This window comes from Allorhizocola rhizosphaerae (assembly GCF_003426775.1).
GTDB classification, from domain to species: domain Bacteria; phylum Actinomycetota; class Actinomycetes; order Mycobacteriales; family Micromonosporaceae; genus Allorhizocola; species Allorhizocola rhizosphaerae.
The window spans coordinates 1-20,525 of record NZ_QJUG01000043.1 but is presented as its reverse complement, the minus strand read 5'-3'; the positions used below and the strand labels follow the sequence as shown (position 1 = coordinate 20,525).

Annotated in this window: 16 protein-coding genes; 8 read left to right on the top strand and 8 right to left on the bottom strand. The window is 69.8% G+C overall.

What is annotated here, in order from left to right; all coding sequences use genetic code 11:
• Positions 1-13 precede the first annotated feature (13 nt).
• Both cmdF and DM816_RS11700 read right to left on the bottom strand, forming a co-directional pair.
• Positions 14-1,624, bottom strand: a complete 1,611-nt coding sequence (gene cmdF, locus DM816_RS11705) for a tyrosine 2,3-aminomutase (RefSeq protein WP_117210198.1) — start codon at positions 1,622-1,624, stop codon at positions 14-16.
• Position 1,625: 1 nt separating this feature from the next.
• Positions 1,626-3,179: an amino acid adenylation domain-containing protein gene (locus DM816_RS11700; protein WP_162907358.1), complete on the bottom strand. Its 1,554-nt coding sequence runs from the start codon at positions 3,177-3,179 to the stop codon at positions 1,626-1,628.
• 121 nt (positions 3,180-3,300) lie between these two features.
• Between DM816_RS11700 and DM816_RS11695 the strand changes: the two genes are divergently transcribed.
• The 4 genes from DM816_RS11695 (at position 3,301) to DM816_RS11680 (ending at position 6,250) form a co-directional block, all read left to right on the top strand.
• Positions 3,301-3,567: a phosphopantetheine-binding protein gene (locus DM816_RS11695; protein ID WP_117210196.1), complete on the top strand. Its 267-nt coding sequence runs from the start codon at positions 3,301-3,303 to the stop codon at positions 3,565-3,567.
• Positions 3,568-3,602: 35 nt separating this feature from the next.
• On the top strand, positions 3,603-4,253 hold the full coding sequence (locus DM816_RS11690) for an O-methyltransferase (protein ID WP_246001888.1): 651 nt from the start codon (positions 3,603-3,605) through the stop codon (positions 4,251-4,253).
• 182 nt (positions 4,254-4,435) lie between these two features.
• Complete coding sequence (locus tag DM816_RS11685; RefSeq protein ID WP_117210194.1) at positions 4,436-5,215, top strand: hypothetical protein; 780 nt, start codon at positions 4,436-4,438, stop codon at positions 5,213-5,215.
• Between the two features lie 306 nt (positions 5,216-5,521).
• Positions 5,522-6,250: a helix-turn-helix transcriptional regulator gene (locus tag DM816_RS11680; RefSeq protein WP_117210193.1), complete on the top strand. Its 729-nt coding sequence runs from the start codon at positions 5,522-5,524 to the stop codon at positions 6,248-6,250.
• On the opposite strand, the gene DM816_RS11675 is transcribed toward DM816_RS11680, so the two are convergent.
• Genes DM816_RS11675 through DM816_RS11650 form a run of 6 tightly spaced genes read right to left on the bottom strand, consistent with a single transcriptional unit; the run spans position 6,235 to position 16,438 of the window.
• Positions 6,235-7,572, bottom strand: a complete 1,338-nt coding sequence (locus DM816_RS11675) for a cytochrome P450 (protein ID WP_117210192.1) — start codon at positions 7,570-7,572, stop codon at positions 6,235-6,237. The genes DM816_RS11680 and DM816_RS11675 overlap by 16 nt on opposite strands.
• Positions 7,569-8,117 (bottom strand): flavin reductase family protein, encoded by a 549-nt coding sequence (locus tag DM816_RS11670; RefSeq protein WP_425455236.1) that lies wholly within the window; start codon positions 8,115-8,117, stop codon positions 7,569-7,571. The genes DM816_RS11675 and DM816_RS11670 overlap by 4 nt, the downstream gene beginning before the upstream one ends.
• Before the next feature lie 11 nt (positions 8,118-8,128).
• Positions 8,129-8,566 carry an acyl-CoA thioesterase gene (locus DM816_RS11665; protein WP_117210191.1) on the bottom strand — a complete coding sequence of 146 codons (438 nt, stop codon included), beginning with the start codon at positions 8,564-8,566 and terminating at the stop codon, positions 8,129-8,131.
• A gap of 2 nt (positions 8,567-8,568) precedes the next feature.
• The gene (locus DM816_RS11660) at positions 8,569-14,382 is read right to left on the bottom strand and encodes a type I polyketide synthase (protein ID WP_117210190.1); all 5,814 of its coding nucleotides are present in this window, start codon (positions 14,380-14,382) and stop codon (positions 8,569-8,571) included.
• A 39-nt stretch (positions 14,383-14,421) separates the two neighbouring features.
• Positions 14,422-15,393: a DUF1702 family protein gene (locus tag DM816_RS11655; RefSeq protein WP_117210189.1), complete on the bottom strand. Its 972-nt coding sequence runs from the start codon at positions 15,391-15,393 to the stop codon at positions 14,422-14,424.
• Positions 15,394-15,406: 13 nt separating this feature from the next.
• Positions 15,407-16,438 (bottom strand): DUF1702 family protein, encoded by a 1,032-nt coding sequence (locus DM816_RS11650; RefSeq protein WP_117210188.1) that lies wholly within the window; start codon positions 16,436-16,438, stop codon positions 15,407-15,409.
• 145 nt (positions 16,439-16,583) lie between these two features.
• Here DM816_RS11650 and DM816_RS11645 point away from each other — a divergent pair, with 145 nt between their 5' ends.
• From DM816_RS11645 to DM816_RS11630, 4 genes are all read left to right on the top strand, one after another.
• Complete coding sequence (locus DM816_RS11645; RefSeq protein ID WP_117210187.1) at positions 16,584-17,384, top strand: TIGR03084 family metal-binding protein; 801 nt, start codon at positions 16,584-16,586, stop codon at positions 17,382-17,384.
• A 2-nt stretch (positions 17,385-17,386) separates the two neighbouring features.
• On the top strand, positions 17,387-17,956 hold the full coding sequence (locus DM816_RS11640; RefSeq protein WP_117210186.1) for a DUF5987 family protein: 570 nt from the start codon (positions 17,387-17,389) through the stop codon (positions 17,954-17,956).
• Positions 17,953-19,587 (top strand): GMC family oxidoreductase, encoded by a 1,635-nt coding sequence (locus DM816_RS11635; RefSeq protein ID WP_117210185.1) that lies wholly within the window; start codon positions 17,953-17,955, stop codon positions 19,585-19,587. Before DM816_RS11640 ends, DM816_RS11635 begins: the two co-directional genes overlap by 4 nt.
• A 30-nt stretch (positions 19,588-19,617) precedes the next feature.
• A partial coding sequence (locus tag DM816_RS11630; RefSeq protein ID WP_117210184.1) for a carboxymuconolactone decarboxylase family protein occupies positions 19,618-20,525 on the top strand: 908 nt, incomplete at its 3' end.

Below are 20,525 nucleotides of genomic sequence, written 5' to 3'. Positions count from 1 at the left end.
TTACCCCTCCCCTTTAGAGCAGGCTGATGCCGTTGCGCTTGGCCGCCTGGAGAAACTCGCCCCGTGCCAGGGCCGACGCGACCAGCTCGATGTCGTCGGCCATGTAGCGGTCGCGGTCCAATGACGGCACCAGTGATCGCACCGTCTCGTAGGTCACGCGCGCCCCCGGGCTGAGGCCGTCGCGCCTTCCCGACAGTTCCACCGCCTGGGCTGCGGCCAGGTACTCGAGAGCAAGGATGGTGTTGTTGTTGTTCAACACGCGCCGGGCATTGCGGGCCGCGATCAGCCCCATGCTCACAACGTCCTGGTTGTCGCCGTTGGACGGGATGCTTTGCGTGCTGGCCGCGCCGATGGTGCGGTTCTCCGCGACCAGTGCGGTGGCTGTGTACTGGGCGCCGGCGAACCCGCTGTGCAGGCCTGGATCGGCGGCGACGAGAAACTCCGGCAGCCCGCAACTGAGATGGCGGTTGAGCATCCGGTTGGTGCGGCGTTCGGACAGCACCCCCAGCTGGGTCAGCGCGATCGTGACGAAGTCCATCACGCAGGCGATGGGCTGGCCGTGGAAGTTCGCCCCGTGGAAGACCTCCTGCCCGTCAAAGAACAACGGGTTGTCGTTGGCCGAGTTGATTTCGATGTTGAGTTTCTCTGTGGCGTGGTAGAGCGTGTCCCGCACCGCGCCCAGCACCTGCGGTATGGCCCGCAACGAGTACGCCTTCTGCATGTAGACGTCGGTGCGCTGCACGCTGTGGCCATCCTGTTTCCGGGCCGCCAGCATTTGGCGCAGTTTGGCGTGCGGCAATGTGGCTTGGCTGCCGAGCATGAGCGCGCGCATGTTCGCGGCCGAGTCGACCTGCCCGGCGTGCGGGCGGGCGATGTTGTGCCCCTCGGCCAGGAACGGACTGGTGGAACCCTGCAATGCCTCAATCACCAGGGCGGAGACGATCTCGGCCTGCCGGACCTGGTCCAGGGCCCGCGCCACCACCAGGGAACCCAGCCCGGTCATCGCGGACGTGCCGTTGATGAGCGCCAGCCCTTCCTTGAAGCGCAGTTCCATCGGCACGATGCCCATCTGCCGCAGCACCAACGAGGTCTCGACCGGCCAGCCGTCGCGCAGCACGTAGCCTTCGCCGATCACGGTGCTGGCGATGTGGGACAGCGGCGCCAGATCACCGCTGGCACCCAGCGAGCCGATCTCGGGGATCGCCGGGGTGATGCCACGATTCAGATACAGCGCCAGCCTTTCCAGCAGCTGTGGCCGGACGGCGGAGTGGCCCTTGGCGAGCGCGTTGAGCCGGGTGGCCAGGATCGCCCGGGCCTCGTCCTCGGCGAACAGCGGCCCCACGCCGGCACTGTGGCTGCGCACGAGGTTGGTCTGAAGCTCCACCTCGTTGGCGGAGTCCACGATCATGTAGATCATCTCGCCATAGCCGGTCGTCACTCCGTACACCGGAACGCCTTGCCTGACCAGGTCCTCGAACTGCGCACGGCTCCGGGCCGCCTTGGCCAGGGACCCGGCGGCCACGCGGCATGGCGGTCGCTGTTCGGCGATGTGGCGGATCGCCGCGATGTCCATGCTCTCCCCATCGAAGATCATCGAATGTGTTACGGTCTCGAGCAACGTCACGTCATTTACTCCCAACATGCGGCGTCACCCTCAGGCGACGGCGGTCCACCTTGCCACTGACGTTGCGGGGCAACGGTTCATCAAGCGCCACGAACGACACCAGCCGCAGCTTCGTACCGAAACGACGGCGCAGATGCGCGCGCCAGACCGCGCTGTCCGGCGGTGGCCGCAGGCTCGGTACCACGTAGGCCGTCAAGTGGGTCACCAGGCCATCGGCGTCCACCCCCGCAACTACGGCGCACTCGGCGACGGTCTCGTGCTCGGCCAGAACGGTTTCGACGTCGGTCAGTTCCACCCGCGTCCCGGCCAGCTTGACCTGCAGGTCCGCGCGACCACGGAACTCGAGCAACCCGTCGGCGCGGTGGCAACCGAGGTCACCGGTCCGATAGAAACGGTGACCCGGCACCGGATCCACGCCGTCCAACGGCCGGAACGCCTCGGCGCCGGCCCTGCCGCCCAGGTACCCGTCGCCGACGTAACGGCTGCGCACCACAATCTGCCCGATGACGCCCGGCGGGCACGGCCGGTCGCCGTCGTCGACCACGAACACCTGGCGTCCCGGGATCGGCCGCCCGATCGGTACCGTGCCCGACTCGGCGCCGGTGATGTCATACCAGGTGGCGGCGATCGTCTCGGTGGGGCCATAGATATTGGCCAGCCGCACCGACGGCAGCGCGGCACGCAGGCTCGTCGCCAGGCGCACGGGCACCGCCTCACCCATGAGAACCAGGCACTCCAGCGAACCCCACGGCGCAGGCAGGCCGGTAACCACCCTGAGGATCTCGCGGGCCACAGTCGGAACGGTCTGCAGGAACGTTATCCCGCGGGCACCGAGCCAGGCGACAAGCCTCTCCGGGTTCGTCCGGATGCCTGGGGGTACCGGGCACACCGTTCCCCCGGCGGCCAAGGTGGCGAAGATTTCGCAGATCGCGGGATCGTGCTCGACGGCGGTCCACTGGGCCACCCTGCAGCCGGGCCCGAGCCTGAACTCCGCGCCCAGCCAGCCGGCGAACTGTGCCAGCGCTTCATGGGTCTGCACGACCCCCTTCGGCCTACCGGTCGAACCTGAGGTATAGGCCAGGTATGCCGGGCGGCTCAGGTCCGATCGCGACAGTGTGGGCGGCGCCGCCGGCTCGCCGCGTTCCAGCGCCCTGAGGTCGGCGGCCCGTCCCCCGCACTCCTTGCCGTACCAGGACGCCAGCGGGTCTTCCGCGGGATCGCCGTCCACCAGCAGCATGCCCGGCCGCGACTCGGCAAGGATCGCCCGAGACGACTCGCCCGTCTCGCCGTCGCCGAACCAGAGCAGGTAACCGCCAGCGCGCAAAACACCCAGCGAGGCGGCCACCTGGCGGGCGCCGGATGCCAGACGAAGCGCCACCGGCCGCTCGGCGACCCCGCCCAACCGTTGCAGCGCACCGGCGATCCGATGAGCATCGCGGTCGAGTTCGTGGTACGTCACGGTCGCGTCCCCATCGGCGAAAGCAATCGCGCCGGGGGCCTGCGCGGCGCGGCGCCCGATCGCCTCGTGCACCGGGATGATGGGCTTGGCGTGCACGGATACCTCCAATCGACCCCTGAAGTCTGTGGCCGCCGGCCCGGGCGGCGCTTCTCCCGGCGTGCGTCACCTCCGCAATCCTGGAGATGCCCGGCGCACGGCCGGCGCCAACGATGGCGGCATGAACATCGATAAATCTCTGGTGCCGGATGCCGCCACGATCGAGCAACGGGTTGGCGAGATCTGGCGGGACGTGCTCGGTGTGCCACCGGGCCGGGACGACGCCACGTTCTTTGAGCTGCAAGGGCAGTCGATCGCCGCGGTGCGGATCGTGGCCCGCATCGAAGACGAGGTACAGGTGAGCGTCGATGCCAGCGTCCTGTTCGAGGATCCGGACCTGGCCGCGTTCGCACGCATGGTGGTCGCCGCCGCGGGCGGGCAGGCATGACCGCAGGCGGCTCCGCCGGCGTCAAGCACCTTCCCATGAGCCAGGCGCTACGCGGCTACCTGCTGCGCTCCTGCACCCCGCCGGATGAGGTCGTGCAGAGCCTGATCGCGTACACGGCCGCGGCGGGCGATCAGGCCGGCATGATGGTGCCCTTTGAACAGGCGTCGCTGCTGACGATGCTGGCCCGGCTGGCCCGAGCCACCGTCGCCGTGGATGTCGGCACGTTCACCGGGCTGTCGGCGCTCGCCCTCGCCCGCGGCCTGCCGGCCGGAGGGCGGGTCATCACTTGCGACGTCACGGATGCGTGGCTGGGCATCGCCCATGAACATTGGCAACGAGCCGCGGTGGCGGACCGGATCGAATTTCGCCTGGGCCCGGCCCGGCGCGTCCTTGGCGAACTGGGCGGAGAGCCGGTCGCCGACATCGTCTTCATCGACGCGGACAAGATGAACTACCCACGCTATTGCGAGCTGGCGGTGCCGCTGCTACGGCCGGGCGGCCTGCTCATTTTGGACAATGTCTTGCTTGACGGGTACGTGATCGACCCGGAACTCGCCGACGACGGCCTGATGCGCAGTTGCGCCCGCGTCATGCGGGAAGTCAACCTCGCGCTCGCCGCCGATGAACGGCTGGACACCGTGATGCTTCCCATCGCCGACGGCGTCACCCTCGCGCGCAGGCGTTGATGCCGCGATCGTGCGCTCCGCGGCCGGTACGCCTACGCACTTCGGGAGGTGCGGCACCCGGATGGCACGCCGAGCATTGACCTCAGATGAGCCGTTCAGGCTCCCCTTCCACCTTCGGATGTACGCCTCCGTACATCAATAGATGGATTGCCCAACCGGGCAAGACGATCGGAGAAGGAGAAATGCGCAACAACGCCAAGACACTCGGCTGGGGCATCACCCTGGCCGCAGTGGTCGCAGTCGTCGCGGCCGGGACGGTGTACGCTGCGGCGAATTCCGGGGACGGCCCCGGGGCGAGCACCCAGCTGAGCATGGAGCAGATGCGCTCGGTGCTGGTGCCGCAGAGCGAATTGCCGGAAAGCCGCTACGTCAGCGGGCCGATGACCTTCGTCGAGGCCGCGGCCGCCAACGCGTTCGCCGCGCCGCCGAGCATGGTGTTCTCGCCCCAAAGCTGCGCCACCTACCTGGAGGATGTGCTCGGCCCGATGGAGTCGCTGCGAGGCTGGGTCCAGTTCGGTAGCCGGGTCGACGACGACCACAACGACAACTTCGTCCACGCCGTCGTCACCGTGCCCGGTGGTGCGAACGCGGACCTGCTGCAGAAGATTCGCTCCAGGATCTTCAGCTGCCAGACCGGCACCCTCACTCTGGAGGGCCGGGTCACCGGTGCCATCACCTACACGGAGCGCCAGGCTCTGAGCCTGCCGGGTGCCACCACGCTGGCGGTGACCGGCCGGACCCAGTTCTCGGAGACGCCTGGCACCGAGGGATACAAGCTCGTGAGAAACTACGAGATGCCGCCCTCGGCACAGTTCCTCGTCGACACGGCGCAGGAGTGCGTCGCAAATGTCAACATCGCCGGGACCGGCGACACGCTGATCGTGGCCATGGAGGCCGACCTCAATCTGGCGAACCGGGTTGCCACTGCCATGTTCGACCAGGTCACGGCGCTTACCAAGTAAGCAAGACACTCAACATCTCCTCCTGATGAACAGTCGTGCCCGCGTCATGACAGCGCGGGCACGGCCACTTTCGCGTGCGGTCAACTCCATGTTGTATTTCTGCGAGTCAATCCGCATCGAACAGTGACACTATCCGGAATTAGGCATTACGGAGTTCTAATGTCAGCGGACGGCGCCGGGCCGGCGATATTGCCGCGCATTCGACGCGCCGTTAGAATTCTGACCATCGTTTTACGGCAATAGAATCGAGGGTCGAAATTGTCCGGACGTTCTATTGAGTATCTCGTCGGGCTTTCGATAGCCCAGATGCGCAAGCAGCTCCATCGCCAGCTCACATTGGAAGACCTGGCTCGGACGGCCATGCTCAGTCGCTACCATTTCTGCCGGACGTTCCGCCGAGTCACCGGGATATCGCCCACTCAATTTCTGTCCGCCCTGCGGATGGAAGAGGCCAAGAACTTGCTGGAGACCACCTGTCTGAGCGTCACCGAGATAAGTATTCAAGTCGGCTATTCGAGCATGAGCACATTTTGCACCCGCTTTGCCGCAAGCGTGGGCGTCAGCCCGACGATGTACCGGCGGGCAGGCGACGCGATTTCAGAATTACATTTAAGACCCTCTCCCCTCCCGCCGTCCGGCGCGACGGTGCAGGGGAGGCTTCTTTCGCCGGCAGACGAACAGGTTACCGGCCCGGTCTTCATCGGCCTCTTCCCGGAGCGGATCGCCCAGGGCCGCCCGGCGGGTTACGCCATGCTCGACCAACCGGACCGTTTCGAGCTCACGCAGGTGCCGTGCGGCCGGTGGCACCTGCTGGTCCACACCAAGGCCGGGGAAGAAGGGTTGCCAATGGACGGCCACCGCATGATCGCATTCGCGGGTCCGATCATCGTGCGCCCCGCCACGGCCGCGACCGTCGACCTCCGGTTACGGCCGGCCATCCCCACCGACCCACCGGCAGTTCTGGCGCTCCCCAGGCCGTTGGGCGCCGGCAACCGCGCCGCGGCAACCACCCGGCCCGATCATGTGAGCGTGTGAACGGACATCGGCAAGCCACCGCGCACCCGCAGCGACAGCATCGGCTCCGCGACAACCGGATAACCGGGCACGGTCGACAGCCGTAGCTCGCGGGCAATCATGGCCAGCACTATGGTCGCCTCGGCCATGCCCAGGTGACTGCCCACGCAGACCCGAGGGCCGGAACCGAAAGGCAGATAAGCGAAACGCGACCGCTCCGACGACCGATCGGCGGCGAACCGCTCCGGCTCGAACCTTTGCGGTTCCGGCCACATATCGGGGCGCCGGTGCAGCGTATAGGGGCAGATGAGCACATCGGCGCCGGCGGGTACCCGATAGCCTGCGATGCTGTCGGCGGCGATCGCCTTGCGCGGCAACATCCACACCGGTGGGTACAGCCGCATGGCCTCCTGGATGACCATGCCGGTGTAGGTCAGCCTCCGCAGATCCTCGTGGGTCGGCCGGCGATCGCCCAGGACCTCGACGGCCTCGTCGTGCAACCGCTGCCGCACGTCGGGATGGCGATCGATCAAGTACAGGCTCCACCCCAGCGTGCTGGCGGTGGTCTCGTGGCCGGCGAGCAACAGCGTCACCAGCTCGTCGCGCAGGCGCTGGCGCCCCACCCGGGGATCGGGCTCGCTTCCCGCCGACTCGATGAGCCGGGTGAGCACGTCGTCGCCGTCCGGCCCGGCCGCTGACCGTTGCGCGACAAGGCGGTCGACGATCCGCTCCAGATCGCGCCGGGCGCGCCGGAACCGCAACTGCCTGGGCAACGGAATCCACATCGGCACCGCGCTCAACGTCACCAGTTCGAACATCGCCTGATCCTGGATCGCGGTGAAGGAGCGCCCGATCGAGGCGAACGCGCGCAGATCGGCGTCGAGCAGCGTGCGCCCCAGCACGCCCAGGGTGAGCTGGGTCAGCGCGGCTAACACGTCGACCGGCCCGCGGCCCGCGCACCGGCGCAGCTCTTCGATGAGCTTCTCCGCCTCCTGCGCGATCACGGCTGCCTGGCGGGAGATGTGCTTACCGGCGAACGCCGGCGCGATGACCTTGCGCTGCTTGCGCCACAGCTCGCCTTCACTGGTCAGCAAACCATCGCCCAGCGCACGGCGGGCGTGGACCAGGCCGATCCCCTTGTGGTAGTTGGCGCTGTGCTCGGTGAGCACGTGCCGGGCGTGTTCGGGATGGTTGAACAGGTACAGCACCTTGTGGCCGACCGGCAGCCGCACCGCGTCGCCGTGGGCCGCCGCCTCGGTCATCATCGTCAGCCGGTCCCGTGCCATCAGCCTCAGCTGCCGGAAAGCGGCCCAAACCGGCGGGCCGGAGAACTGGCGGGTCATGGCAGCAGCTCGCTTCCCAGCGAGGTGGACCCGAACTGTCCATTGACGAACAGCAGCGCCGGCCGGACCGGGCCGTGACGCAGGTGCAGCAACCTGCCGAGGAAGATGGTGTGGTCGCCGCCGTCATAGGTCCCGCGCAGTTCGCATTCGAAATGCGCCAGCGCGCCGACGATGAGCGGTGCGCCGGTGTGTGCCCCGGGATACCAGCCGACCGTGTCGAACTGAGCGTTTCCCATGGGGCGCGATTTGCTGGCGAAGTAGCGGGCCACCGGTTCCTGGTTCGCGCCGAGCACCGACACCGCGAAGGCGCCGGCGTCGTAGAGGCAGCCGTGCATCGTGGCAGTGCGCTGCACGCATACCAGGATGCAGGGCGGATCCAGCGACACCGAGGTGAACGAGTTCGCGGTCATGCCGTGCGGTCGCGCTCCGCCCACGGTCACCACGGTCACCCCGGTGGCAAATGCCCCCAGCGCACGGCGCAGCGCCAGCGGGTCCACGGCCGCAGCCGTGCCCTGAATTGGCGGTGATTGCCGAACGACTTCCACGCAGCGCCTCCTCAAGCTCGCACCGTCTGGTAGGGCGCCAACGCCCGGACAAGCGCCTCGGGTATCCGCGCCGGAGCGGTCCGCCCATTGGGCCCCCGCATGCACGCCACCCGCTGGCGCCCCCGGGCCACCAGCGTCTCCGGCCCCGCGGCATCGAGCCGCCAGTAGTCGAAGGTGAATTCCAGCTGGGTCTGGGTGAGGTCGGCCAGGCGCATGCGCACCGCCACCTCGTCGAAGGCCGTGATCTCGGCGAAGAACTCGCAGTCGACCCGCAATGTGAACAGTTTGAGGTCCTCGCGCAGCTCCCGCAGGACGTCCTGGGCGCGTTCGGCCAGAAACAGCTCGCGGCAACGCCCTTGCCAACGCAAATAGTTCACGTAATACACGTTTCCGACGAGGTTGGTCTCCTCGAACCCCACCCGGTGGCGGTACTCGTAGTAGCCGGCCATCCCTACCGGTCCCGGGTCGCGAGAACAGCGAGTGCCACCGGCGTCTGGCTGCCCTGCACGGCGGTGACCAGGGTCGCGATCCGCAACTCACCGGAGGCGAACACCACCCACCCGCCCGGATCGGCGGACGCCAGCACCAGCGGACCACTTGGGGATTGCCCGGCCTTCTGCAGGCACTCCAGCGCGGCCCAGACCCTTGTCGCCGCGGCGTCCGCATCGTCGGATGCTTGCGCCGCAACGGTTCCGGCCAGCTCCACGCGCGCGCCCAGCAGCCGTCGCCAGACCCCATCCGCGCGCCGCACGACCGGTTCCACGTCGCACGCGACGACCCGGTTGCCTTCATCGGTGGCGGCGCACAGCGTGAGCCCGGCAGCGTGCGAAGCCGAGACGGTACCGTCACCGTCGAGCAGCGGACGGCCATCCGGCCGGTAGCGGACGTCCACCGGGCGCCCCAGCGCTCGGGCCGCCGCGATCGCCGTGCGGGACCGGCGTTGCCCCAGCTGCGACCCGTCCGGCTCCACCGCGACCGCCACGCCGGCACCGATCAGTTCGGCCATTGCCCGTTCAAGGTACGGCCCGAGCAGCGGGGCCAGCCACGGCGAGGCACCGCGGCGGGCGCCGTCCCGCTTGCGCACGGCCCGCAGCCGCAGGCCTTCCCAGCGTTCGACCACGGCACCCGCGCCGTCGCGCAGGACGACATCGTAGACGTAACTGTCACCTTCCTGGTGCCGCTGGACCGAGCTGAACCGCCACTGTCCATTCTCGACAAGCCGTGACCCGGCCGGGTGGATCCGGCCAACCCCCTGCGGCAGCAGGGTGGCGTTGGGTACGCAGATTTGGTTGCCGTGCATGAGCGCGTCCCGCAGGCCGGGGTCGCCCAGCAGCAGGCGCGAGGGCAGGTAGGCGGCGAACCAGTCCACCGCCGGGTCCGCGATCAGCTCGGCGTCGGCGTGGTGCGCGGAAACGCGGTGATACCGGCTCAGCCGCTGGAACCGGGGACCTTGGAAAAGCACATCACGGTATAGGTCGGCGGTGTCCAGCGGCACCGGGGCAAGCGCGGTTGCGGCCTGATCAGGTACCCCCTGAAGACTTTCAACGAATTCTTCGGCGCCGTAGCGCAATGTCGCCCGGAAGTGGTCGGCGCCGAAGGCGGTCTCCTCGCTGGAGATGGCCACCGCGACGGTGTCATCGCCGGTCACCGTTGCCGCCACCCGGATCGTGGTGCCGCCTTCGGACGCCACCACGATCGGCCGGGCGAACTCGGCGTGGTCAATCACCGGGGGTGAGTCCCGTCCGGTCAGCGCCGCCCCGACCTGAGCCATCGCTTCCAGGCCAAGGACCGCCGGGAAAAGCAGGTTCCCGTCGAGCCGATGGTCGGCCAGGTACGGGTCGCTGCCCAGTGCCAGCCTGGTCTCGACAACCAGCTCGACGCCCGGGTAATGCACCAGCGGCCGGTCCACGAAGCGCAGCAGCGGCAGCTCGGACGCGGCGTAGCGAACAGTGTCGAGCTCTCCGGTACGCCCGGTCACCACGATGGTCCCCGATGCCCGCGGATCGGCGAGCAGGCGCCGCAACACGGCCACACCCTGATCCGGGGTCACTGGAGTAATCCCCTGCCGGACAAGCGTTTCCACCACCGCCAGCCGCTCGCCCATGCCCACGCCGGACCAGACCGACCACTCCAGGCACAGGGTGCGGCATCCGGGATGCTTGCGCCCGAACTCGGCGGTCGCGGCCGCCAGCCACTCGTTCGCGGTCGCGTAGTGCGCCTCCCCGCGCAGGCCGGTGCGGCCGATGATGCTGCCGAAGGTCACCAGCAACCGCAGGCGCTGCGGGTCGATCGCGGCCAGCGTCGCGTGAAGCCCGTCAAGCTTCGGGGCGAACGTCTGCTCGAACGCGGCGAAATCCAGGCTGGGCAAGGCGGCCGGCTCATTGCGGCCCGCGCCGTGCAGGATCGCGGTGACCGCCCCCAGATCGGCGGCGACCTCCGCGATGGCCCGCCTGGTCTGCTCGGCGTCGGTCACATCGGCGCGGGCATAACGCACGCGCACCCCGGCGGCGGTCATCCTGGCCAGGTTGGCGGCCAGCTCCGGATCGGTCGCCGGATCGGAGCGGCCGACCAAACCCACCGCGGCGCCGCTGTCGAGCGCCATCGCCAGGGCGCATTCGGCCGTGATGCCCTTGCCGCCGCCGGTAACCAGCAACACATCGGCGGCGTCCAGCGGCGACGTGGCATCCGCATGATGCATAGGCAACGCCCGTAGCGTTGGCACCCGCCGCGCGCCCCCGGTGTCAAAGTGCACCTCGGTAAAACCGTTGGTGCCGGCCACTTCCGCGACAATCCTGTCGGCCATGGCCGTCAGGTCGGCCATGTCCGGCGGCAGGCATATCACGGTGGTACGCAGCCGCGGTTGCTCCAGCCGGAGGGTCTTGGCCAGCCCCGCCGCGCCAAACTCCGATTGCACCAACACAAACCGGTTGACCTCCGGGCGCGAGATCGCTGCGAGCGCCGCGTCGAAAGCCAGCCGGACATGCCGCCGCTGTACGTTTCGGGGCAATCGGACCAGCACCCCGTCGCCCACCGGCGCTGCCCTCAACCGGTCGGCCAGCACGGCGGCCAGTTCGTCATCGGCCGGGGCGAAAACCTGCCACTGCCCCGGCGCGTCGCCCAGAACCGGCGTCGCCCCCGGCAACTCCTCGGCATCCACCCGCCAGGCGCGCACCCAGGGCGCGGCACCGGAAACCACCGGCGGCGCGACGTCGCCCGATCCGGTGTGGGCGGCTATGGTATCTATCGCCTCGGCCAGCTCGAGGAGCGACGCGGTGGCGAAGTTGGTCGGCAGCAGCGCCGCGGGGGCCCCTACCTGTTGCGCCGCCTCGTTTACCACCTGCCCCACGGTGATGGAACTCAGGTGCAGGTCGTCGAGCAGCCGGCTGTCCGCGCGCACGATCTCGACCGGCAGCTCGGCGCGGGCGGCGACGAGCCGGCGCAGAAGGTCCAATGTGGACTCGTTCGTGGACCCGACCACGGCCGGCGCGCTCGCGGTCTTTACCGCCGGTACCGGCGTTTTGGACGGCTCGTAGGCGGTCAGGTCGACGGGCACGGTCTCGCACGGGCTGGTGAAAAACACCGGCTCGGCACGCAGGTCGAGCGGGCGGACCAGCCGGTCGTCGAACAGCGCCGGGAACGAGTCGCAGACGCCCGTGACGAAAGCGGCGGCGGCGATCCGCAACAGCCCGCGCAACGACTCGTGCCCGGCGTCCAGCGCGAAGGCCGGGATGTCGGTCACGGCCCGCGCCAGCCCGGTGAGGATCCGCCCCGGACCCACCTCGACGAGCAGATCCACCTCCTTGGCGGCGAGATCGAGCGCGGCGCCGAACAGCACCGGATCCGTGATCTGCCGGCGCAACAGGGCGGGCAGGTCGGTCTCCGCCGTCAGCGGGCCGCCGGTGACCGTCGAGATGACCCGGCTAGTCACCCGCGCGAACCGTTCCCCCGCAAGCACTTCGGCGAAGGCACCGGCGGCCGGGGCGACCAGCGGCGAGTGGAAGGCGTGCGAGACAGCGATGGGTGCCCCGGTGATGCCCGCGTCGCGGGCGCGCTGGAGCACCGACCGCACGTCGGCCTCGGTGCCGGAGACCACGGTCTGCAATGGCCCGTTGTAGGCGGCGATGACGACCGGAAGGCCGTCGAGCAGGCGGGCGGTCGCGTCCGGTCCGGCGGCGAGGCTCGCCATGGTGCCGGGGACGCCGTGCTCGCTCATGACGCGGCCACGCGCGGCGGCGACGCGCAGCAACGTCGCGGCGTCCAATGCGCCGGCCCAGTGCACGGCGGTGATCTCACCGAGGCTGTGCCCGACCGCCACGCTCGCGTTGATGTCCAACGTGGACAAGACGCGCAGCCCGGCCAGCGAACCGGCGACGATCCGTGGCTGAGCGACCTGCGTGGCCGCCATGTCCCCGCCGACCGGCAGCGCCGCCATCGTGTAAACCTCGTCGGCGACGGCGAACCGCCGCCGCAGCGCGCCGCCGGAGGTGCCGCGGCCTGCGCCCTGCCCCGGGAACAGGAAACCGACCTGCCCCGGTTGGCCGGCATTGCCGAGGAAGGCGAACTCGTCCGGCGCGAGCCGCCGCCGCTGACCGGCGTCGAGCTCCGAGATCAGCTTGCGCAGCAACCGCTCCGCTTCCTCGGGGGTGGCCGCCACCACGGCCGCCCGGTGCGGCCGGCCGCGCATCCGCCCGTGCAATGTCGCGGCGAGGTCCGCCAGCTGGGCGAAGGCCAGCCGGGCCACCCGGTCAGCCACCTCCACCAACCGCTGCCGCAGCTCGCCGGGCGACGTCGCGTCGAACAGCAGCAGCTCCGCGTCCTGGGCCGAGGCGGAAAGGGTACGGGTGCGGTGATCCAGTGACGCGCGCCGGCGCGAGTCCGGCCGATCGAGCACGACGTGCGTGTTGATGCCGCCGAACCCCATGGCGGTGACCCCGGCGCGCACCGGCGCGCCGGGCGGGAACGGCTCGGCGCTCGGCAGCGCGCGCAGCGTGGCGCCCTCTTCGGTGAGCATCCGATGCGGCTGCACACAGCCGACGGTCGGCGGCAGCACGGCATGGTGCACGGCCAGCACCGCCTTGATCAGACCGGCCACCCCGGCCGCGGCCTTCGTGTGACCGATCATCGCCTTGATGGAGCCGATCGCCGCCGCGCCGGCCACACCAGGGCCGGCATCCGCGCGGGCCCTCGACAGCGCGCGCAACTCGGTGTCATCGCCCACCTTGGTCCCCGTCCCGTGACCCTCGAAAAGCGACACGGTGTCGATGCCGAAGCCCGCCTGGGCATACGCGCGGCGCAACGCCAGCCGGTACCCACCGAGCTCAGGCCGGGTGATACCGCCGCGGCCGTCCGACGAGATGCCCCAGCCCGCGATCAACGCGTATGGCTTGCGCCCCTGCGCCACCGCGTCGGCCTCCCGCATCAGCACCACCATGCCGCAGCCCTCACCCGGCCAGAACCCGTTGGATCCGCTGTCGTAGACCCGCATCTCGCCGGTGGCGAGCGCGCCCGTCTTGGCGAAACCGACGATCTCGAACGGGTCGATCGACAGGTCCACTCCACCGGCTATGGCCACGTCGACGTCGCCGGTCAGCAACGCCTTGCTCGCCATGGCCACCGAAAGCAGGGAGGACGAACAGGCGCCGTCGACCGTGAAGCCGCCGCCCTTGAAGTCGAAGTGGTTGCAGATCCGCCCGGCGATCGTGTTGGACAGGCCACCCGCGAGGCTGTCCTCGTCGATCGGCGGAAACGGCTCCTTGTATGCGGCCTCCAGGTCGGCGAGGAACGCGGCCACCTGCTCGCCGTCCCATCCGCGACGGCGCAACGCGGCCGCGGTCACCCGGCGCACATAGGGCCAACGCAAACGCATCGTGTTGGCGCGGGTGAACTCACCGGTGAGGCTGTTGCCGACCACCACCTGGGTACGTTCCAGGGGCAGCCCTTCGGCCATGGGGTACCCGGCATCGGCGATCGCCTGCGCGGCAACATCCAGGGCCAGCCAATGGGTCAGATCCGTTGACCGGTATGTGCTCCCGGCAACCTGGTAGCGCACCCGATCGAACCGGTAGCCCTCGATGACCGCAGCGTGGCGGGTGTAGAACCGATCCGGCGCCGCCGGGTCAGGGTCCCAATAGTCGTCCAGCCGCATCCGCTCGTCCGGCAGCCGCCGGAACGCCCGCCGCCCCGCAAGCGCGTTCTCCCACAGCTGCAGAGGCGACGCTGCGTCCGGGTAGCGGCACGCCATTCCTACCACGGCGATTCTCGTCATACTCGACGACCTCCTTCGGCGAACCGGCGGGGCGAACCGTCATTGCCGGCCTTGGGACACCAACTCATCGGCGATGCGCTGCCGCCAGATCTCGTACGCCGGCACGGCGCCGGTATCGGCGAGCCCTTCACGGGCCTTGTCAGTGATCTTCGCGGCGTCGTGTGTGGACATTCCACAGAAGATCTCGGTGGCGATTTCGTTGTGCGGCACCACCAAACCGGCGCGCACGCGCGCCTTGGCCGCGAACGCGCTGCCCTGCGCGATGTGGACGCGGTATGGCCCGGCGTTGCGCCACAACCGGGTCAGCTCGCCGGCGTCGACACCGCCGGCATAGGTGGCTGCCAACCCGACGCCGCTGTAAAGGTCGGCTCGGCGGCCGTCGGCGAACCGGTTCACCAGCCGGCCAACCACGTCGACGTCGGTCCCGCCGACAAACCACAGCGCGCGCCCGATGCCCTGGTCGATCGCGCGGGCCGCATAGTCGCGCGGGCCGTCCTTCGGCCAGCCTGGGAACACATCCCTCCGCTGACGCAAGACGTATTGCTCAGTGCGGAAGTACGCCTGGTGGAAGCCGTACCCGTCCAGCGCCAGCCAGCGCAGCAACGGATCCGGCGCGGTGAGCCGGTGCCAGCGCCGGCGCGGCAGGCGCGCCAGCGCCCAGCCCACACCGATGTAACTCATGTAGATGTGCTGATCTCCACGACCCGCGAGCAGGTCCGCCACGTGCCGGGCTCGACCAAACGAGAGGGCATCACGGATCGCGAGCCCCATCGCCGCGCCCTCGTAGGCGAACCCCCGGACGGGGACGGGCACCCGCTCCAGCCAGCCCTCAGCCTCGGCCGCCGTCCGCGCCAGCGCCGCATAGCCGAAGCCCCGCAAGAAGGTGGCGCCGATGGTTTCCAGCCGATCGCGCGCCTCGGCGCTCTTCACATGAAATCCGCGAGCATCGAGCCTTGTCGCGGAAACCGGCGGGGTCAGCAACCGGCATCGGAGCCTGCGCAGCATCCGCATCTGACAACTCCCCTCACTCGCCTGAAGCATGGCAATCGTTGCCGGGTAATGTCTTCTTCACATATGCGGAACCGTCGCGGAAGTATCCCTGCATCCGCCGCCGCCAGACCTCATACCGCGGCACGCCTACCTCATCGCCTTGCCGCGCAACCGCCTCGTCGGCCAGCCGCGCCGCCTCAGCCACGGACATGTCAATCAGCACCGATGTGGCCAGCTCCGCGTGCTGCGGCACGTAGCCCGCGTACTCCCGCGCCTTGGCCGCGAACAGCACTCCCTGGGCAAGCTCGGGCCAGTACGCACCCGCCTCGCGGCGAAGGGTGGCCAGACCTTGCCGGTCCGCTCCGCCGGCGAACGCCACCGCCAGACCTATCCCACTCCACAGGTCGGCCCGGCGGCCGGCGGCGAACTTTGCCACGGCGGCAAGCACATCCGGTACCCGGGCCGCGTGCACGAACCACAGCGCGCGCCCCACACCCTGGTCGAACGCACGCTCGAAGTAGCCGGGGTGGCCCAGCCACGGGTAGGGCCGGGGACGGCGCTGCTGCCCGACCCACCTGTGCGTGTCGAAGTACGCCCGGTCGAAGCCATAGCCGTCGACGGCGAGCCAGCTCATCGTCGGGTGGTAGGGCACACCTGGCAGCTCGGGAAGGACTGATCGCCACAACGGCCGCGGCAGCCGGGCCATGGCGAAGCCGATCCCGATGTAGCACAGGAACAGGTGTTTGCGCCCCGGCCCTGCCAGCAGCGCCGCCGTGTGCCGGGAGGCGCCCGGACGCATCGTGTCCAGCACGGTGTACGCCATCGTCGCGCCCTCATACGCGTACCCCCGCAATTGTGGATCGACCAACTCCAGCCGCCGCTGCACCTCCCACAGGCCGCGTGCGTCGATGCCCCATTCGAACCCGCACACCACCGCCTGCGGTACCGCCTCCAATTGCTCGACCACCTGGGGCGGATCGAGCGGAAACCCCCGGCGGCGAAAGCCCACCTCGGTCAGTTCGGGCGCAAGCAAAAGCCGGCGCATCGACCCGAGAACCGTTGGCATCGCTGCTCCCTCCATCAGTCCACGCGGTCTCGATTCTTCTGCCGGTGACCGCCCGCGCCGTGCTCGGAGAGTGCGTAGGTGGGCTACCCACACTCCGCACGCGGCGAGTAGCTCGGGCGCGCCCGGCGGGCGGACCCTGACACGTGTGACCGAGAATCTGGACGTCCTTACCGCGCTGACGGAGGAGGGCGACGAGATCTACCGCCTCGTGCGCCCGCTCGCGGCCGAACAATGGGCATTGCCGACCCCGGCTCCGGGTTGGAGCATCGCGCACCAGATCGCCCACCTGATCGCCAACTTCCGGTTGGCGGCGCTATCCGCCGCGCGGCCGGAGGCGTTCCGCGCCCTGACCGCGCAGCTGAGCGACGACTTCGATGCCAACGTGCGCAACGCCATGGCCGAGCACCTGGCCGAGCCGCCGTCGGTGCTCTTGGACCGCTTCCGGACACAGCTGGCAACGGCGGTGAAGGCCATTTCGGGGGTACCGGCGACCGCGCACGTGCCGTGGCTGGTCAACCCGCTGCCGCCGGCGGTTCTGGCCGCCGCGGGCCTGATGGAAATGTTCGCCCACGGCCGGGACATCGCCGACGCGCTGCGCAAGCGGCTTGACTACACCGACCGGATCCGCCACATCGTCGCGTTCGGGGTGCGCACCCGCGACTTCGGTTACCTGGCCCGCGGCCTCACCCCGCCGGCCGAGGAGTTCCGCTTCGAGCTCACCGGCCCCAGCGGCGCGCGGTGGGATTTCGGTCCGCCCGGCGCCGCCGACCGGGTCAGCGGACCCGCGGTCGACTTCTGCCTGCTGGTCACGCGCCGCCGGCACCACCGTGACCTGGCGTTGACCGCGGAGGGAGACCGGGCGGCGGGCTGGCTGGAGATCGCGCAGGCCTACCGCGGACCGGCCGGGGCCGGCCGCAAGCCCGGACAGTTCGCCGTCAAGGAGTGAACATGCCGCCACCATCGCCCGATCTCGACGCGGCGCAAGTCATGAGCCTTGAGGCGTACGCCGACACCATCCTTCCCGGGGCCAAGCGCGCGCCGCACGACCACGCCATCGCCGGGGCTTGCGCGACGCCCGGGGCCGTCGCGGCCGGCGCGCTGGACCTGCTGCGCTGGGAGGCCACCGGGTTCGCCGGGGTGCTCGATACGCTCGCCGACGGGATCAACCACCACGCTCTCGCGTACGCCCAGGACCGCGAACTGGAGCTCGGTGAAGCCCTGCCGCCGTTCGTCGCACTGTCCTTTTCGGACCGTACCGCCCTGGTTCAGGCGCTGACGACGCCCGGCCATCCCGAGCACGAGATGTGGGTGGGGCTGGCCCTGTTCTGCTACATGGCCTATGACAGCGCCGCCCACCTGTCAACCGCCGAGGCGCTGGCCGCCGGCCATCCCGGGCTGACCGCGATGGGCTTCGCCGGGCCCGAGCCGGACGGGCTCTGGCGCTTCCCCCGCTATTCCTATCAACGGGAACTCGCCCGCCCGCACCCGTTCACCTCGTCCACCGGGAGCCCGGCATGACCAGCATCGAATCGACAGATATCGTCGTCGTCGGGAGTGGCTTCGGGGGTGCCATCGCCGCCTATTACCTTGCCGCCGGCGGCGCGCGCGTGGTGGTGCTCGAACGCGGCCCCTGGCTGTCCAGCGACGATTTCGACCACGACTTCCTGCTCGGCTCGTCCTACACCCGCGCCTTCGACTTCACCATCGGCGACGGCATGAGCGTGCTGGGCGGCAATTGCGTCGGCGGGGGCAGCGTGGTCTACTTCGCCGCCATGCCCCGGGCACCCCGGTTCGTGTTCGAACGGCAGGGCAGCCTCGGCCGGCGGATGTGGCCGGCCGGCATCGCCCGCGACACGCTCGATCCCTGGTACGACCGCGTTGCCGAGGCACTCTCGGTCACCCGGCAAAGCTGGGACGAAGTGCCTTACGCCGGCGGGCTTTTCGCCGCGGCCTGCCACCGCGCGGGCCGCACCGCCAACCCGGTGCCCACCGCCATCGACTACGAGCGCTGTACCAACTGCAACTGGATGATCGCCGGATGCCGCTTCGACGCCAAGCAGTCGCTGCTGCTCAACTACCTGCCCGGCGCGCTGGCGCACGGCGCGCGGATCCGGGCCCTGCACGAGGTGCAGCGCCTGTCACGCAATGATGATGGCGGGTACCGGGTTCACTACCGGCTCGTGGACGGCGAGGACTACCGCGTTTACGGCGACAGCGGCGCGATCGACGCCAAGCTTGTCGTCCTTGCCGCCGGAGCCGGTGCGACCCCGGTCATCCTCAAGCGCTCCGAGCCCGGCCTCGGCGCGATGCCGCACGCGGTCGGCCGTTACTTCTCCGGCAACGGCGAGCGATTGAACCACGCGATCGTCGACGAGGAACGGGCCCGGGAGCTACTGGGCCTGCCGCGCGATGTGGCCGCGTACCGCGCGTACCAGATCGGCAAGGGACCGAGCGTAGCGAGCTGGGATCGGCTGGACGGCAACCTGCCCGAGTTCACCCGGTACTCCCTGGAGCAGCTCTACTTTCCACCCGGCCTGGGCACGGTGCTGGCCCAGGTGCCCGATGCCACCGGGCCGGCCTGGTTCGGGCTGGAGAAGAAGGAGATGCTGCGCAGCTGGCAGTCGTGGCTGACGGTGTTCATCATGAGCGAGGACGACAACGAGGGCGTCTTCGGTCCGCCACCGGCCGCCGGCAACGCCGACCGCATCTCCCAGCAGATGCTCGGGCGCGGGACCCTGAGCTACCAGCCCTCCCCCAACACGCTGCGCGGCTGGGCGCTGGCCGACGCCGACGTGCGCGACATTCTCGAGCGAGACGGGCTGGCCCGGGTCGCCCCGTGGACCAACGACCTCGTGGGCGCGTACACGGTCCACCCCCTGGCCTCGTGCCGCATCGGCGACGATCCCGCCACCTCGGCCCTGGACGACCGCCACGAACTGCGTAACCACCCGGGAATCTTCGTCACCGACGGTTCTGCTGTACCCGGAGCCCTCACGGTGAACCCGGCATCCACCATCGCGGCGCTCGCCGAGCGCGCCATCCCGGGAATCGCCCGCGCCGCACAGGAAAGGGGCGTGCCGGTCAAGCTCGGCGCGCCGCCGCCGGTGGCGCAGACCAGTGCGGCCCGGCCGGTGCCGCAACCGGCCTGATCGCGACCTGATCGCCAGGAGGAGCAACGGATGAGTCAGATGTTCGCCGCGATGACCCGTAACGGCGCCCTCAGTCAAATCCGCCACATCGCCGCGGTACCGGAGAAGGGCGCCGATCCCAGGGTGGCTCACGTTTACCGAGCGATGGAACGCGACTTCGGCATGCTGGCGCCCCCGGTGGCGCTGCATGCGCCGGCGCCGGCGACGCTCGCCGCGAGCTGGGTCATGCTGCGAGAGACTCTGCTGGTGTGCGGTGCGGCCCCGCGCGAGACCAAGGAAACCGTCGCGACCGCGGTATCGCTGGCCAACCGGTGCCCTTATTGCGTAGAGGTGCACGGCTCGGCCCTCGACGGCCTGCTGTCCAGCCGCGTCGTGACCGCCGGTGGCCTGGACCTGTCCGCCCGGCCGGAGCTCGACGCCGTGGCGCGCTGGGCCGGAGCCGCCGGTGAACGCGAGACGGCTCTGCGCGAAGGCCCGGCCGTACCGGAGCTCATCGGCGTGGCGGTGACGTTTCACTACCTGAACCGCGTGACCAATGTCTTCCTCACCGATTCACCCCTGCCGGGCGGCGTACCCGTGTTCGTGCGCAATGGCGTGAAGCGGTTGCTGACCCGGCTCGCCGCGACACTGTCCAATCAGGACCGACGCCCCGGCGACTCGCTCCCGCTGCTGCCGGCCGCCGCGCTGCCCGAGGACCTGCGCTGGGCGGCGGGAACCGAGCATGTCGCGGGGGCGTTGGCCCGGGCCGGCGCGGCCATCGACGCGGCCGGGATGACGGCCGTGCCGGAAGTTGTGCGGCGCGTGGTGTTCGAACGGCTTGCGGGCTGGGACAGGCGCCCGCCCGGTCCGAGCCGGGCCTGGCTCGACGGGCCGGTCTCGGATCTGCCCGACACGGCCCGAGCCGCCGGGCGGCTCGCGTTGCTGACGGCTTTTGCCTC

What these genes read in the sequence shown, in the direction of transcription:
- DM816_RS11695 (WP_117210196.1), top strand. Translation starts at nt 3,301, where the DNA reads ATGAACATCGATAAATCTCTGGTGCCGGATGCCGCCACGATCGAGCAA.
- DM816_RS11690 (WP_246001888.1), top strand. Translation starts at nt 3,603, where the DNA reads ATGAGCCAGGCGCTACGCGGCTACCTGCTGCGCTCCTGCACCCCGCCG.
- DM816_RS11685 (WP_117210194.1), top strand. Translation starts at nt 4,436, where the DNA reads ATGCGCAACAACGCCAAGACACTCGGCTGGGGCATCACCCTGGCCGCA.
- DM816_RS11680 (WP_117210193.1), top strand. Translation starts at nt 5,522, where the DNA reads ATGCGCAAGCAGCTCCATCGCCAGCTCACATTGGAAGACCTGGCTCGG.
- DM816_RS11675 (WP_117210192.1), bottom strand. Translation starts at nt 7,572, where the DNA reads ATGACCCGCCAGTTCTCCGGCCCGCCGGTTTGGGCCGCTTTCCGGCAG.
- DM816_RS11665 (WP_117210191.1), bottom strand. Translation starts at nt 8,566, where the DNA reads ATGGCCGGCTACTACGAGTACCGCCACCGGGTGGGGTTCGAGGAGACC.
- DM816_RS11660 (WP_117210190.1), bottom strand. Translation starts at nt 14,382, where the DNA reads ATGACGAGAATCGCCGTGGTAGGAATGGCGTGCCGCTACCCGGACGCA.
- DM816_RS11655 (WP_117210189.1), bottom strand. Translation starts at nt 15,393, where the DNA reads ATGCGGATGCTGCGCAGGCTCCGATGCCGGTTGCTGACCCCGCCGGTT.
- DM816_RS11650 (WP_117210188.1), bottom strand. Translation starts at nt 16,438, where the DNA reads ATGCCAACGGTTCTCGGGTCGATGCGCCGGCTTTTGCTTGCGCCCGAA.
- DM816_RS11640 (WP_117210186.1), top strand. Translation starts at nt 17,387, where the DNA reads ATGCCGCCACCATCGCCCGATCTCGACGCGGCGCAAGTCATGAGCCTT.
- DM816_RS11635 (WP_117210185.1), top strand. Translation starts at nt 17,953, where the DNA reads ATGACCAGCATCGAATCGACAGATATCGTCGTCGTCGGGAGTGGCTTC.